The sequence below is a fragment of the Paenibacillus sp. NPDC056722 genome (assembly GCF_042790635.1).
GTDB lineage: Bacteria > Bacillota > Bacilli > Paenibacillales > Paenibacillaceae > Paenibacillus_AQ > Paenibacillus_AQ agri.
On sequence record NZ_JBHTYV010000005.1, the window covers coordinates 207725 to 221789 of the forward strand.

Annotated in this window: 12 protein-coding genes; 2 read left to right on the forward strand and 10 right to left on the reverse strand. The window is 51.4% G+C overall.

Annotated elements, in window-relative coordinates; all coding sequences use genetic code 11:
- The first annotated feature begins 163 nt into the window (after window positions 1-163).
- Window positions 164-1012 carry an AraC family transcriptional regulator gene (locus ACFRAM_RS14915; protein WP_379466502.1) on the forward strand — a complete coding sequence of 283 codons (849 nt, stop codon included), beginning with the start codon at window positions 164-166 and terminating at the stop codon, window positions 1010-1012.
- A 522-nt stretch (window positions 1013-1534) separates the two neighbouring features.
- Here ACFRAM_RS14915 and ACFRAM_RS14920 read toward each other — a convergent pair.
- The 9 genes from ACFRAM_RS14920 to ACFRAM_RS14960 all read right to left on the reverse strand — a co-directional run bounded on the left by ACFRAM_RS14920 (window position 1535) and on the right by ACFRAM_RS14960 (window position 11654).
- Window positions 1535-1762 carry a hypothetical protein gene (locus tag ACFRAM_RS14920; protein WP_379466503.1) on the reverse strand — a complete coding sequence of 76 codons (228 nt, stop codon included), beginning with the start codon at window positions 1760-1762 and terminating at the stop codon, window positions 1535-1537.
- Window positions 1763-1842: 80 nt separating this feature from the next.
- Window positions 1843-2718 carry a M15 family metallopeptidase gene (locus ACFRAM_RS14925; protein WP_379466504.1) on the reverse strand — a complete coding sequence of 292 codons (876 nt, stop codon included), beginning with the start codon at window positions 2716-2718 and terminating at the stop codon, window positions 1843-1845.
- A 187-nt stretch (window positions 2719-2905) separates the two neighbouring features.
- Window positions 2906-4663 (reverse strand): DEAD/DEAH box helicase, encoded by a 1758-nt coding sequence (locus ACFRAM_RS14930; RefSeq protein ID WP_379466505.1) that lies wholly within the window; start codon window positions 4661-4663, stop codon window positions 2906-2908.
- Between the two features lie 489 nt (window positions 4664-5152).
- Window positions 5153-6823: an AarF/UbiB family protein gene (locus tag ACFRAM_RS14935; protein ID WP_379466506.1), complete on the reverse strand. Its 1671-nt coding sequence runs from the start codon at window positions 6821-6823 to the stop codon at window positions 5153-5155.
- Window positions 6824-7171 carry a phasin family protein gene (locus ACFRAM_RS14940; RefSeq protein ID WP_175370753.1) on the reverse strand — a complete coding sequence of 116 codons (348 nt, stop codon included), beginning with the start codon at window positions 7169-7171 and terminating at the stop codon, window positions 6824-6826.
- A gap of 106 nt (window positions 7172-7277) precedes the next feature.
- The gene (locus ACFRAM_RS14945; RefSeq protein WP_379466507.1) at window positions 7278-7916 is read right to left on the reverse strand and encodes a ThuA domain-containing protein; all 639 of its coding nucleotides are present in this window, start codon (window positions 7914-7916) and stop codon (window positions 7278-7280) included.
- Window positions 7917-8120: 204 nt separating this feature from the next.
- Window positions 8121-8933: a uroporphyrinogen-III synthase gene (locus tag ACFRAM_RS14950; RefSeq protein WP_379466508.1), complete on the reverse strand. Its 813-nt coding sequence runs from the start codon at window positions 8931-8933 to the stop codon at window positions 8121-8123.
- Between the two features lie 87 nt (window positions 8934-9020).
- A complete protein-coding gene (locus ACFRAM_RS14955; protein ID WP_379466509.1) occupies window positions 9021-11009 on the reverse strand; it encodes a methyl-accepting chemotaxis protein in 1989 nt (662 codons plus the stop codon).
- A gap of 249 nt (window positions 11010-11258) precedes the next feature.
- Entirely contained in the window at window positions 11259-11654 is a 396-nt protein-coding gene (locus ACFRAM_RS14960; protein ID WP_175370756.1) for a Fur family transcriptional regulator, read from the reverse strand.
- 186 nt (window positions 11655-11840) lie between these two features.
- Between ACFRAM_RS14960 and ACFRAM_RS14965 the strand changes: the two genes are divergently transcribed.
- Window positions 11841-12983 (forward strand): GGDEF domain-containing protein, encoded by a 1143-nt coding sequence (locus ACFRAM_RS14965; RefSeq protein ID WP_379466510.1) that lies wholly within the window; start codon window positions 11841-11843, stop codon window positions 12981-12983.
- On the opposite strand, the gene ACFRAM_RS14970 is transcribed toward ACFRAM_RS14965, so the two are convergent.
- A complete protein-coding gene (locus ACFRAM_RS14970; protein ID WP_379466701.1) occupies window positions 12976-14064 on the reverse strand; it encodes a Ger(x)C family spore germination protein in 1089 nt (362 codons plus the stop codon). The two genes, ACFRAM_RS14965 and ACFRAM_RS14970, sit on opposite strands and share 8 nt — an antisense overlap.
- Window position 14065 lies beyond the last annotated feature (1 nt).

A 14065-nucleotide genomic window follows, 5' to 3' on the forward strand; every position in this document is an offset into this window, starting at 1 on the left:
GGCCGTAAGACGCCTGCGTACATTTCCAAAACACACGTATATTTGTCCAATTATGATATAATGTATTCAAAAAAGAAAGAAGCCATAATTTAAAATGGAACTAAACGACTGGAAAAGCGCTCTTCCTCCTGTTTTCAATCGCTTATGCGAAGAAATACAGGTGATGGATGTCATTATTGAATGGGTAGATATCATTTTTGAACAAATAGGTACCGCCAGCAAATGCCCACCCCACGCCCACACCTGGTTCGAATTCAACTATGTGCTGACCGGGCGATTGGATACGCATTTCGGCGGAGATTCCATCTGTGTGCAGGCCAACGAGTTCTTCCTTATTCCCCCGGGGATGGTCCATTCTCATACGTATACTAAGGGGAATCCGCATGAAGGCCTCTGTTTCAGGTGGCGGATTCGGCGTGCAGAAGGGGTGGAGGAGAATATGCCCGGAGGTTCACTGTATGCACGGTTATTCCGGCTCCAAAAGTGGAAGCCCGGCTCCTACCGTGATGAAGCTGGCTTCGGAGCCATGCTGATTCATTTCCTTCGCGAAGCTGCATTGCAGCGTTCAGAGCTTGGACTCCAGCTCTTGCTCGTCGGACTGCTCGAACAACTCTGCACCCTTCAGCAATCGATGGAGGGACAATCGGGGTTAACCAGAACCTATCAGGACCCGCTGGTACGAAAAGTGGAGATTTACTTGGAGGACTATCAGGGTGGGCGCCTGAGTGTCGCGGAATTGGCTGCTTCGCTGCATATGAGCTACGGCCATCTGTCCCGGCAATACAAGAAGCTCACAGGGCATACCATTGTGGAACGGATGAATCAGATCCGGCTGGAAAAAGCGGCCGAACTGCTTCGCCTGCCAGACGCCCTTGTCTCAGAATCGGCAGAACAAGCCGGCTTTGCCGACCTCAGTTATTTCAGCAGGGCTTTTAAAAAACGCTATGGACAAAGCCCGCTGAGCTATCGAAAAGAGCAACTCAGGCTGCCAATAGAAGAAGCTGGGGAATGAAACCACGCACCCGAGTCACGCTTGCATTGTAATTAAAGGGATCTCTCCCGGGCGGCTATAATTTAAGAGATAAGCTTCACTAAAACAACGCGAAGGAGCTGTCCCGAAAGTGAGATGTCTACGCGAGGTGACGGATTCTTTTTATTCGCAAAACCATATAGCCAACAGAGCATCGATTCTGCTGTGATTAGATAATCGCTGCTCTGCGTATTGCCCCAAGCGACACAAGAGCTATTCCTTGGTCTATGGGACACTCCTTTTTGCCTAATAAACAATTGGTCTAGGCCTAGAAGATTAAGAAGGTGGGAAATAGAGGCAAATATGTACCTTAATTTCTATCTATACGTGTAATTTAAGGAATTAAGTGCAAAATCGTATGTTAATTCTCATCTTAGTTTGAAAAAGAGCCTTTTTCGTGAATTTAAGGTACAATATTGCACTTATTTCGCTAATATAGCGACTTCACCATTAATTAAGGTACCGAATTGCCTTTATTTTAAACCACGGGGTACGGGGCACCTGTTACGGGTTACGGTTACGGGTTACGGTTACGGTTACGGTTACGGTTACGGTTACGGTTACGGTTACGGTTACGGTTACGGTTACGGTTACGGTTACGGTTACGGTTACGGTTACGGTCACGGTCACGGTCACGGTTACGGAGTACAGGGTACCTGTTGCAGTCTCACAAGTCACTAGCCAAGACGCACAAGTTAACAGCCCCCGGCCAGCTACCATCATCCATCTCATTAGGTCAGACCATGCAAAAGAGGATGTCCGTAAGCCTATGGCTTATGGGACATCCCCTTCCATCATGCGAAAATCCATGCCTATTGCGACACCGGAACCGCGTTATAGTATTCCTCCAGCGTAACACCGCTCTGTACAATATCAGCCGCTATTTCCTTGCCGACATAACGAATATGCCATGGCTCATACATGTATCCGGTAATGTTCTCCTTGCCTTCCGGATAGCGGATGATGTACCCATACTCCGCTGCATGTTCAGCTAACCATTTGGCTTCCGGCGTACCAGCGAAGCAGCTTTCAGCCGCACATTTCCCGTCACTGCTTGTCACATCAATAGCTAGTCCGGTCTGATGCTCGCTATGGCCTGGAACAGCGCTGTATCTGCGCGCTTTCTCCTCACCATCACGTTTGACGTAATTGTTAAACAGTCTCACCTGTGTGGATTGGGAACGGTAAGCGGAGACACCCGCCAGATAAATGCCATCTTTCTGCGCACCGGCAAACAACTCTTCCAGCGCCGAGGCCGCTTCCTTGCGCATCATCCGCTTCTCAATTTTCTCCTTGAACGTAAACCGCACATTCGGATAGACGAGATCCTCCGGTTTGTAATTGTCCGGCAGTCCGTACTGCTTGTTCACCATCACCGTTATGCTGTCCGGTTTGGCAGCCGTTTGCTCAGAGGAACCGTTCCCCGAAACAGCCGGGTCCGTCGAAACTGCAGGCACATCTCCTCCACTTGTGTTACTGTTGCCAGCGTTATCCGGCTTGTCCGATCCTTCATCACCCGGAATCTCCGTCGGCTTAGGCGAAGCCGCAGGCTGACCCTGAAGGTCATCCTGCTGATTGACTGCCGCCCCCTGTTCCTCTGAGGCCGAAGGAATCGTATATTTACCGATCCCCCAGCCGATAGCAATGACAATGATGAATAAGAACAGGACTCTTACTTTTTTGGACATCTTTCTACTTCTCCCTCCTAAACCCGTTTTCTTCTCTATTAGACCGGCAAATCACCGGAAATGTTTCATTAAGAAGAATTAGACACACTGTAATCTGTTATATTCCCAAAAAAATATTACCATAGTCGTCAGCGTAAACGCCAACTGCACTATGGTAACAAGGTTTACTTACGCCTGTCCATCGCCTTTATCTGGATGAGCCACGCCCGCCGCCTTTACGGCCGCCGGAACTATTGCTACGGCCTCCGCTGCGTGAGCCACCACCGCCGTAGCCGCTCTGACCTCCACTGCGCGAGCCATTACCGCCGTAGCCGCTCCGGCTTCCGCCACGCGAGCCACTATCGCCGTTACCGCTTTGGCTTCCGCTGTGCGTGCCACTAGCGCTGTAGCCGCTCCGCGGGCCATTGGCGCCCTGGGCGCTGCGGCCCGGACGGGAGCTGGCTGCCGGCTGTTCCCACACGGCTGCTTCCTTGGCGCGTCCGCGGCCACTGCCGCCCTGGGCGCTGCGGCTCGGGCGGGAGCCAGCTGCCGGCTGTTCCCAGACGGCTGCTTCCTTAGCGCGTCCGCGGCCATTGCCGCCTTGGGCGTTGCGGCCCGGGCGGGAGCCAGCTGCCGGCTGTTCCCACACGGCAGCTTCCTTAGCGCGTCCGCGGCCATTGCCGCCTTGACGCGCATTAGCCTCCGCACGCGGCGCTCCGCCGCTGCGGGCTGCGCCACGGCCGCCAGTCTTCGGTCCGCGACCGGCCCGTACCGATTCAGCACCACGGCGGTTACCTTGGCGGTTTCCGCTGCTTGGTGCAGCGGCGGAGAATTCGCCGACGCCGAACTCGTCTTTCTCGTAGCGGCGGCGATCAAGCCGCTGCGAGATGCCCTGCTCGATCATGTCGAGCCCTTGATGGTCACGCGGCGAAGCGAAGGTAATCGCCAAGCCCTTGCCACCGGCACGGCCTGTCCGCCCGATCCGGTGAATATAGCTGTCTACATCCAGCGGCATATCATAGTTGAAGACATGCGTTACGCCTTCAACGTCCAAACCGCGGGCTGCTACGTCTGTAGCGACAAGAAGCTGTAGCTTGGCGTCGCGGAATCTTTTCATCACCGCTTCACGCTTCGCCTGAGACAGATCACCATGCAGCTCATCACATTCGTAACCAGCCTGCCGCAATGTCTCGTTCAGCTTGGACACCCGGCGTTTAGTCCGGCAGAAGATCATCGCCAAATACGGACGGTCCCGCTCGATCAAGGCTTGCAATGCTTCCTCCTTGTTCCGGTCAGAGCATTCCACTACCTGCTGACGGATATTGTCCAGCGGAATCGGCGAACCACTCTTGATCACGATATCCAGCGGTTCTTTCATATAATTGGCTGCAAGACGCTTAATTGGATCTGGCATAGTTGCCGAGAACAGCATCGTCTGACGACGGTAAGGCACCGCCGTGATAATGGACTCAACATCCTCCAGGAAGCCCATATGCAGCATTTGATCCGCCTCGTCCAGAACGAGCATTTTCACCCCGCCGAGATCCAGTGTCTCCCGGCGCAAATGGTCCAAGAGACGGCCCGGCGTTCCGATAATCAGGTGACGGCCGCCTTCCAGCTTGCGGAGCTGCTTCTCCACATCCTGGCCGCCGTATACAGCGAGGATTTTGACGCCTGTGTGACGCGCCAGCTTGCGTGCCTCTTCCGTAATTTGCAAAGCCAGCTCACGTGTAGGAGCCAGGATTAGCGCCTGCGGATAAGCCCGCTCTACATAGATCTTGTCTAGAATCGGCAGCAGGAACGCAAGGGTCTTCCCTGTTCCTGTCTTAGCCCGTGCAATAACATCCAATCCCTGTACAACTGGCGGAATCGCTTCCTGTTGTACGGGGGTCGGTTGGACAATTCCTTGTCCTTGAAGAAGTCCAGTCAACACCTCTGAAACTCCCAAATCTTTAAAACCCGGCAAATTCTCCACCTCACTGTTTCTACAAAATATTGATACTTCTCAGCATCTCTTCGCTTCCTAAACTTCAGACCTTCCGCAACATCCCTATTCAAGTAGAAACGGCTTTGCCGTCCACTGAGGGACGGTATTCGTTTCAGCGAGAAATATAAGGATAGTTTATAGTGTAGAACATATAAATTCTTATATTTCAAACAAAAAGCGGAAGAACTCCGTCACCGGAGCCCTTCCGTCCCAATGTATCCTTGATCACCATAGCGGAGTCGTCAAGGTTCGGTTTCTTAAAGGGCAGCTAGTCACCGGACAGTTCAGACGGCACTCCATTGCTTTATATTCAACACTTTCGTCATGAGAATCCAGCTTAGGCTTAGAAAGTTCCTCTATATTGTACTTGATCCTCAGCTCTTTGTGGTGAAAATGGACAAGAATATTTCCTGATTCATTAGCCCGCCCTATTAATATACCCCAAATTGCAGCCTTTGCTTCAACTCGCTAGAACCTGCCCGACTTGAAAATCGAGAACAGCAGCCACAGAAACATCAGCAGCGCCACCACTGCACCAATCTCCACCGTAGGGAAATCCCACAGATGCGAAGGATCGCCCCGCATCGCTGAGCCTATAATCAGCCCCACCATGATGATGCTAAAGGCCAGCAGCACGATGCTGAAGGACAGCCGGTTGCCGATCCGGTCCAGCTTGCGCTGGAGGGCTTGAAATTCAGGCAGTCCAACCTCAACCTTCAGCTTACCCGAGCTGACCAGCGCTGAGAGCTGACGCGCCTGTGCCGGCAGCTCAATCAGACTCTCGGCCAGGTCTGCTACGCCGTCCCACAGCTTGCGCTGGATCCGGCTACCGGTAAAACGCTCTTTGGCCAGCCGCTTGCCGAAAGGCTCGGCCATCTGGACAATGCTGAAAGAAGGGTCGAGGTTCCCGACGACCCCTTCCATAGTCAGCATCGTCTTGCCCAGTATTGCCAGATCCGGCGGAATCACCAATCGATGTTTGCGGGCAATGCCGAAGAGATCGTTCAGCGCCTTGCCGATACTGACCTGATTGAAAGGAACATCATAATATTCATCCCGGAGACGGTCGACATCGTTATGCAGCGCCGCCCGGTCTGCACTCTCCGGAATCACGCCAAGCTTGAGAATTGCCCGCACCATCGCCTCTGTATTCTTGCGCATCAGGGCGATAATTAGCGCGGATAAATGCTCCCGCATCTGATCACTCAGCCGGCCAACCATCCCAAAGTCGATCAAAGCCAGCTTCCCGTTCTCCATCAGCATCACGTTACCGGGGTGCGGGTCGGCGTGGAAAAAGCCGTGAATGAATACCTGGCTCAGCATCGTCTCTACAAGCTGCTGTGCGACATCCTTGAGCTTGACACCCTTGTCCAGCAATTCCTGGCGGCGGTTCAAGGTAATGCCTTCCACGTACTCCATGGTCAGCACCCTTGTTGAAGAATAATCCCAATAAATCTCCGGGATGTAAATCGCCTCGTGTTGTTCGAGCTGACCTGCTATTTTCTCAGCATTGCGCCCTTCCTGGCTATAATCCAGCTCACCCAGCAAAGACCTGGAGAACTCATCCGCCATGCGGGACAGGCCATACTGCTTGGCCCAGTCCATGCGCCTCTCTGCCAGAGCGCACAGGTCGCGGAGTATCTCCAGGTCACGACTCATCGTCCGCAGCACGCCAGGACGCTGGATTTTGACTGCAACAGTCACCCCATCGTGCAGTACAGCACGGTGAACCTGACCAATGGAAGCAGCGGCAAGCGGTTTATATTCAAAAGATTGAAAGATCTCGTCCACATGCTGATCCAATTCCTGCTCCACAATGGACCGGGCCGTGTCCGCCGAGAACGGCGGCACATGATCCTGGAGCTTCACCAGCTCCTGAATAATGGAATCGGGCAGCAGATCGGAGCGGGTACTGGCGAGCTGACCCAACTTGACAAAAGTTGGCCCCAAATCCTCCAGCACCCGGCGGATCCGCTCCCCGAGGGTTACACTTTCATGAACCTCTTGTGTGACCAGACGGCGCGGGAGGGATAGAAGATGGTAGAGTCCAAGTTCCTCGACCATATAACCAAAGCCATGACGCATAAGCGCCATGGCAATCGCCCGATAACGTCCAGCATGCCTGATGCGGACCGCCATTTATTCGTTACGCGTTTCCGGTAAAGTTCCTTCTAACCGGGAAATGCCCTCCAGCGCCGCTATGCGATGCTCCAGTCCGGCTATTTTGGCCTCAAGGGCTTCAATATCCTTGTGTGACGGCACCTTCAGATCATTCAATACACGTTGTACCTGTTCTTGTATGGCTGACTTGAATACGCCGCGTTCTTCCTCTCCCCGCTCGATAAGCCGATCGACTAATGCTTTCGATTCGGAAGGTGCAAGCTCTCCGCGCTTCACAAGATCCTCCACTGCCTTCTCAACTTTTTCCTTGCTGACTATGGTGAGGCCCACTCCTAAAGAGATCGCTTTTTTAAACAAATCACTCATGGCACTTTCCTCCCAAAGATTGCGTTTTGTTGTAAACAGAAGTCATGGTTAAAGTATACCCCACTGAGCAGCGAATTCACAAAAGGAACGACGAGACCTTTATTCTCTAAGAAGTATGAGGAATGCGTGCAGCCCAGGTTGCAGCCTGCAGGATCAGCTCCCGGATGGCCGGATGCCGGAACGTAGGCTCATGATGGCCAGGCATCAGATAGACAACTCGTCCTTGACCAAAGCGGTGACACCATGCAGCAGGTAGCCATTCACCATCGGCTTCATATTCCAGAAGTACAGTTTTCTCAGTAAAAGGATCAAATTCGAAGCGGTATGGCTCCTCATCCAGTTCAAAATCTTCAATTCCCTCTGTAATATCATGCTGCTGCACGCGGAATTTCAAGGGACCATAAGGCGGATGGGTGGTGAATTTCCCACCGATTAACTGGGCCAGCTCATAGCGCTTTGCCAGAGATACGCCGGTATGCAGAACAATGAGTCCGCCGCCACCGCTCACATAGCTTAGTAGCCCTGCGGTCTGCTGGGGTGACACCGTTTCATTCCATAATTCATTATAAGCAATACATAAGTCATAGCCGGCCAAATGCTCGCTCAGCAACAGTTTCTTATTCTCTGAACATTGAACCGTCAGCAATTCATGCAAAATTTCACCGATTTGTTGATCCACTCCCTGCAAGGGATGGAAACGGGGATGGGTGTAGTCACCAAGTAATAGACATTTTCTTTTGTCCATAGGTGCACTCCTCCTTACTTATTCGTCTGGTGTAATTGGTATGCGTTCCCTTTATTCTAAGGAAAACCTCCCGGGATGTCCATTCATAACGGACTTTTTCCGGATATTCGTCCTCCAGTTAAAAAAGCATTTCCGCCCTTGATTGCGGCAAAAATGCTCTCTAGACCAGCCTTCTCTTCGGGCCGCCTGCTGCCCTCTTCAGACTTAACGGCCCGCAGCCAAGTAGCGGCCAAGCTCTACGAACATGCTGCCCATCCGCTCATGCTCTGGCATGACGATCCGCGTAATCCCCTCTTCTTGAAGTGCGGCAGAGGTAATACGCCCGACCGACACGGCAAGCACGTCTTTTTCAAAAGCCTCCCGCAGTGCTTCCAGCTTGTCCTTCTCCTTCGCAAATTGAGAGAGAAACCGAAATTGTGGCGCACTGGTAAAGGCCACGGCATCTACTTTTCCGGTCACAATTTCATCCAGTAGCCTGTCCAGCTCACCAGGCTCGGGAGGGGTATGGCGGTACGGCAGGATCTGACGGGTTGCGGCTCCAACAGTATCCAACCATTCGGTGAGAACGGGTGCCGGATCACCGTGAAGCTGCAGCAAAACGTCTTTGCCCTGCAGATCCAGGCTTTCCATGCCCCGGATCAGACCAACACTGCTGCCATCATCGTCGCGAGCGACAGGGACCAGCCCTCTCTTCTTCAAAGCATTAACGGTCTTATAGCCCCGGGCGGCAATAAGGGAGCCTGACAAGACTTCCTGAAAACGTTCCTCCAGCCCCATGCTGCCCGCCATGGTGAACAGCGCCTCCAGCCCGATGCCCGTAGTCAGTATCACTAGATAAGGAGGGCTGGCAATCCAGCCCTCCAGGCCTTCACGCAACGCATCATCATCCAGAAATACGGTTCCCTGGGCAGGCCGCAGCAGCGCCGTTCCACCCATATTCTGTACCAGCTTGGTCATTTCCTCGGCCTTACGCGCACCGGCGAGGGCGATGGTGAGACCTTTTAATTGCTCTGCCATGAAATCTGCTCTCTCCTTATCATAACCCTGTTATTTTGCTTATCAGTATACTTGTAAATACCAGGAGATGGAAAGAAGGATTATTGATTACCGCCGTTCATCCAGCTTGAAACGGCTCGCCAGCTTCTGTAGCTCTTCGGCCAGATGGCTGAGGTCCGCGGACGATGAGGCGATCTCCTCCACAGAAGCCAACTGCTCCTGCGCGGCAGCGGAGATTGTCTCTGTGCTGACAGCAGCTTCACCAGTGATCAGGCGAATTTCGGCAATCGCCTTTTCCATACTGTCTGTTTCTGAGGTGAGTGTACGGACAGCTCCACCCATCACTTCGATTTTCTCCGCAGCTCCCTTAACTGCTCTGCGGATACGCGAGAAGGATCGGCCTGTCGTATCGACCGCCAGAATCCCTTCCGATACACGCTCTTTAGCAGCTTCCATAGCGATTGTAGCCTGCGTCATTTCCCCATTGATGGAAGTGATTTGATCGGCAATTCGTGTCGCCGATTGCTCTGATTCCTCCGCCAGCTTGCGCACCTCTGCGGCCACAACAGCAAACCCACGGCCCTGCTCGCCCGCCCTTGCGGCCTCAATGGAGGCATTCAGCGCCAGCAAGTTGGTCTGACGGGCAATTCCCTTAATCACCCCCACAATACCGGTGATCTGATCAGTACGGCTATTGAGCTTGTCGATCACGCCGCCCAGCTCTTCCACTGTCTCGTGGATGCCATTAATTTTGTCCACGACACTAATAACCGAATCGCCGCCTTCCGAAGCAGACACTGAGGTTTTATCCATCATTGCAGACACCTGCTCCATAACCTCCGAGATCCCCATCACTTCACTGGCTGTTGCTGTCACACTCTCCATGCCCTTATGTACGCTGTTAACCTGACGCTCCGTTCCCCCCGCCACCTCCTGGATGGCGATAGTCACATGCTCAATAGCCTTTGTGGTCTGCTCTGCATTCGCAGTCAGTTCCTCGGCAGAGGAAGACACATTGTCCGTCATCTCCTGTACACCAACGATCATGCTCCGCAGATTGACCACCATGGATTGGAAGTTTCCGGCCAGCACGCCGACCTCATCCATCCGGTAGCCGTCGATATTCTTCGACAAGTCACCCTCGGCGATCACCTCTGTGGCCTTTCTCAATCGGCGAAGCGGCTGAAGTATGGAATGCACATTAATATAGACAAGTACCATTGCTACCAAGACAGAGCCAATGATAACCAACGTGGCTGTAGTGCGGATAGCCGTTGTTACATCACTAACCTCGTTCATATTGATCGTGCCCCCGATTCTCCAGCCCGTCAGCTCGTTGACCATAAAGGTCATCTTCTTGTTATCATCCTTATGGACGTAATCGAAGGAACCTTCCTCTGTTTCGAACATCTTCTTCACAAAATCAGCACCGGATTCTGCGCCAATCGTCTCTGTAGGATGGACCAGGAACTTCTTGCTACTATCCATAATTAGGATATACCCTTCCTTCCCTACCTTAAGACTTGTCAGCTTGCCCAGTTCGGCCAAATTGAGATTCAGGGCTACAACACCATCACCGCTCTCCAATACGGCAGAGATGGCAATGACATTCTCTTTGTCGGCCGATTGGAAAGCCGGGGAAATCACTACCCCCTTGCTGTTCTTCAACGCATTGACATAGGAATTCTCCTTGCGTGGATCATAGTCATCCGGCAGCTTGGATTCAGAGGCATGTAGCGCCTTGGCCCGGCTTGTTCCCACATAAATATCTAGCACATCCGAATGCAGCGCCGTATATTCCTTTAACCTGGCCTGAATCCCTGAAGAAGCTTCACCATTTGCTTCGCTGTTAATATCACCTGCCTTCAGCTGTCTGGCAAAGTATTCAATATCATTAATCTTGGACTGTATATTGGCATTAATAATGCTGTTGACCGCTCCTACGCTCTCCTTCGCGTTATTTATTAATTGATCTTCCACTTCACGGCTGGCTGATTGATAAGTTTGCCAGCCAATAATCATGCTTGGCACCAGCAGCACAAGCATGTAGGTGGCAACGAGCTTTGTACGGATGGAGATAACCGTATTTTTGTTCATGAGGTGTGATCACTCTCTCTTTCATCTGGGTCTTAAGTAGGTATGCTCTTGAAGTTAATAACAACTTTATGTATATAAATATAATTCAGCTTTCACAGTCTTTTTCCCTTCTCATCCTCTTGAATATTCTCACATATTTCTTCAGAATACTCCTATAAAAAATGAAAAGACCGCTTTAATGAAAGCGGTCTTTTCTTATATGAATAATATCTTGAACACAAAAAAACAAGGACGAAAGTCCCTGTTTTCTTAATTCGTTCTTTTCCCTTTACAGTTTGGGCAAATTCCGCCGAATACGACATGGGCATGCCCAATGGTATACCCTGTTTCGCTGGCCACTTCGTTTATCCATTCTTCCGGAACGTGGCTCATCACTTCATCCACCGCCCCGCACACCTCGCATATAATATGCTGATGATCATCCATTCTCGCATCATATCGGCTTGCCGATTCCCCGAGCTTTAGCTCCTGGATCAGCTTCTTGTCAGACAGATAACGAAGGGAGTTATAGACTGTGCCATAAGCAAGATTGTGTCCCTGTTCCACCAGTCGGTTCATTACCTCAGCAGCAGTTGGGTGATCATGCGAATTCCGAACGATATCGTAAACGGCTTGCCGTTGAGAAGTCAGATTAAGGTTTCTCATTTCGATCATCCTCTTATTTATTTTTAGATCAAGTATAAGTATTAAAGACGATACGGTCAATAAAAATAGCCAGAGCTCTACTATATTTTATATAGCCATTTCCGTAAAATTCGCTAAAATGGACTTATCCAGTCATTGAATAGACCAGATTTAGCCAATTCTCCATGCAAGGGGCCATTGAAAGTTATGCTGATTGACCTGCTTACCAGCTTGTTCACTAATTTCTGCATTCTCGTTACATTTGTCTTCCTCTCCGGCAGTCTTTCCAAGCGATACAACTTCCTAGGCCGTACAATGTCGCCTCTGGCAGGGGTCATCGCCGGATTGATCTTCGGGCTCTTCGGCATAATTCTGATGAGCTACTCGTTCCCTATTGGACCGAACACCTACGCGAATCTGCGGCATCTGGCTATTATTATCGCAGGCGCTTATCTCGGCTGGCTTCCTGCTGCTGTCTGTGCCGTCCTTCTGGCCGTCAGTCGGCTTCTCTTCTATGATATTACATACAATTCCCTTTCCGCCGCCTTTTCCTTGCTGCTCTGCGGCGCTTGCTGCAGTTGGATCGCGCTTAAGCCTTGGACCCGGCTACGCAAAATGACCGTCAGTAATCTGGTCACCATGGGGCTCGTATTTGCCTTGCTGCTTAACAATCTGGACGGTTTTCAAACGGTCATGCAGGTCTTTCCAATAGAGCTGGCAGCCTCTCTTGCTACAGGTCTTATCATCTATTATGTTGCGGAATATATCCAGCGCTCCAATGAATTGTTTAACCAGCTTGAAGTGCGGGCCACGACCGATTTTCTAACCGGACTGAATAACCGGCAACAGTTCCAGCGGCATTTGGAGGACGAGTTGCTCCAGGCAGCCGGGCAGCGCGAGAGCTTGTCCCTGCTTGCGGTGGATATCGATCATTTCAAGACCATTAACGATACGTATGGACATCCAGCAGGCGATCAGGTACTGATTCAGCTTGCCCAGCGGCTGATCGGAGCTGCTCGCCCTCAGGATGTTGTCTCTCGCAATGGTGGCGAGGAATTCTCAGTGCTGCTCCCCGTCTGCACGCTGCATGAAGCCGAGCAAGCCGGGGAGCGGATCCGGGCAGCGGTAGAGCACGACTTGTTCCTTTTGCCAGACGGACAGCGAATTCCGGTTACCATCTCCGTCGGTGCAGCTTGCTGTCGACCTGATTATGATGAAGCCGTCAGTCGCCTGCTGACCCAGCACGCGGACCAGGCGCTCTACCGGGCTAAGAATTCCGGGCGGAACAAGGTCTGCTCCGAACCCCCTTATCCCCACGAGAACCAATCCTATGAAAGGCAGCTTATTTAATCATGCCGGAGTATTTGATATCCACATCCACCAATGTTTTGAATTCCAGCTTCGGATAAATAGCTTTCCAGTCCCTCATCTCCGTGTCATTGTTGAAATGTCTTGACGCGTATCGCAATCCCCAGCCAAATGGGTCCAGTCCGCTTCGTTGAATTTTGACCAGAAGCTTCTCAATCCCTTCCTTCAGCTCTTCTCCCCCAGCCTTGGAGAGCTGTTGAAGGACCTGATGAGTGACTATATCCTGAGAGCTATTCTCTTCAAGAATACCCAAGAGCTTCACCTTGTATTGAATATAAGGCTTTCCCTCTTCAGGGGTAAAAATTCGATAACTGGCTGACGTACCCTCCGTATAGTATTGATACATCCCACCTTTGTAATGAGCGGGGAGATTGGTCCGCAGCTCGCGGCGTGTCAGCAGATTGAAAAGTCTGGTTTCATCGGGGGAGAGAGTGAGACGGATTTTCTGTTTATCGAGTAGAGCGATCTTGTTAATCAGAAATTGCTCTGTTCCTTGAGATTCAATAATCGGAAGAGTAGGATCTATGCCCACTTCAAAAACATTTTTCATTAGCTGATAGGAATACACGCTCGCAATAAAAGGCGACTCCGTCCCTTCGCCGCTCATCGCCATGATAAGCGAATTAGAAGGAATATGCTCCGACTGAGGCTTTATATTCAGTACTTTCAGCGCCTCCGGTCTGCCCACGCCAAAGTTCAGGATCAACTGGATATCCCTGCGCCGCACGGCCCAGTCCATCACATGGCGGATATCTTTTTCAGCAAGCTTCTCTCCCATGATGATCGATTTGCAATGCACGTAATCCAGTTCCTTCTCCACTCTGGATTTCATCATACGGAGTGCTTCCGAGATGCTGTAGGATTCTTCCGTCAATATCTGCATCTTCTCATCAATCTTAGTAATATCACCCTGCGGTACGGCCAGCTTCAGACTAACCTTAAGGTTACCTTCTTTCTCCCCAGGGTCGATCCCCATGGCAACCACGAATATTCGCCGGTCGATATCCTTGAAATCACAGCCAGCCGTCAGTAGCAACAGTATCGTTATAAGCAAAAGAAACACT

Bases quoted from the DNA above. Each gene is read 5' to 3' on its own strand.
- ACFRAM_RS14915 (WP_379466502.1), top strand. From the start codon at position 164: ATGGATGTCATTATTGAATGGGTAGATATCATTTTTGAACAAATAGGT.
- ACFRAM_RS14920 (WP_379466503.1), bottom strand. From the start codon at position 1,762: ATGAGATGGATGATGGTAGCTGGCCGGGGGCTGTTAACTTGTGCGTCT.
- ACFRAM_RS14925 (WP_379466504.1), bottom strand. From the start codon at position 2,718: ATGTCCAAAAAAGTAAGAGTCCTGTTCTTATTCATCATTGTCATTGCT.
- ACFRAM_RS14935 (WP_379466506.1), bottom strand. From the start codon at position 6,823: ATGGCGGTCCGCATCAGGCATGCTGGACGTTATCGGGCGATTGCCATG.
- ACFRAM_RS14940 (WP_175370753.1), bottom strand. From the start codon at position 7,171: ATGAGTGATTTGTTTAAAAAAGCGATCTCTTTAGGAGTGGGCCTCACC.
- ACFRAM_RS14945 (WP_379466507.1), bottom strand. From the start codon at position 7,916: ATGGACAAAAGAAAATGTCTATTACTTGGTGACTACACCCATCCCCGT.
- ACFRAM_RS14950 (WP_379466508.1), bottom strand. From the start codon at position 8,933: ATGGCAGAGCAATTAAAAGGTCTCACCATCGCCCTCGCCGGTGCGCGT.
- ACFRAM_RS14955 (WP_379466509.1), bottom strand. From the start codon at position 11,009: ATGAACAAAAATACGGTTATCTCCATCCGTACAAAGCTCGTTGCCACC.
- ACFRAM_RS14960 (WP_175370756.1), bottom strand. From the start codon at position 11,654: ATGAGAAACCTTAATCTGACTTCTCAACGGCAAGCCGTTTACGATATC.
- ACFRAM_RS14965 (WP_379466510.1), top strand. From the start codon at position 11,841: ATGCTGATTGACCTGCTTACCAGCTTGTTCACTAATTTCTGCATTCTC.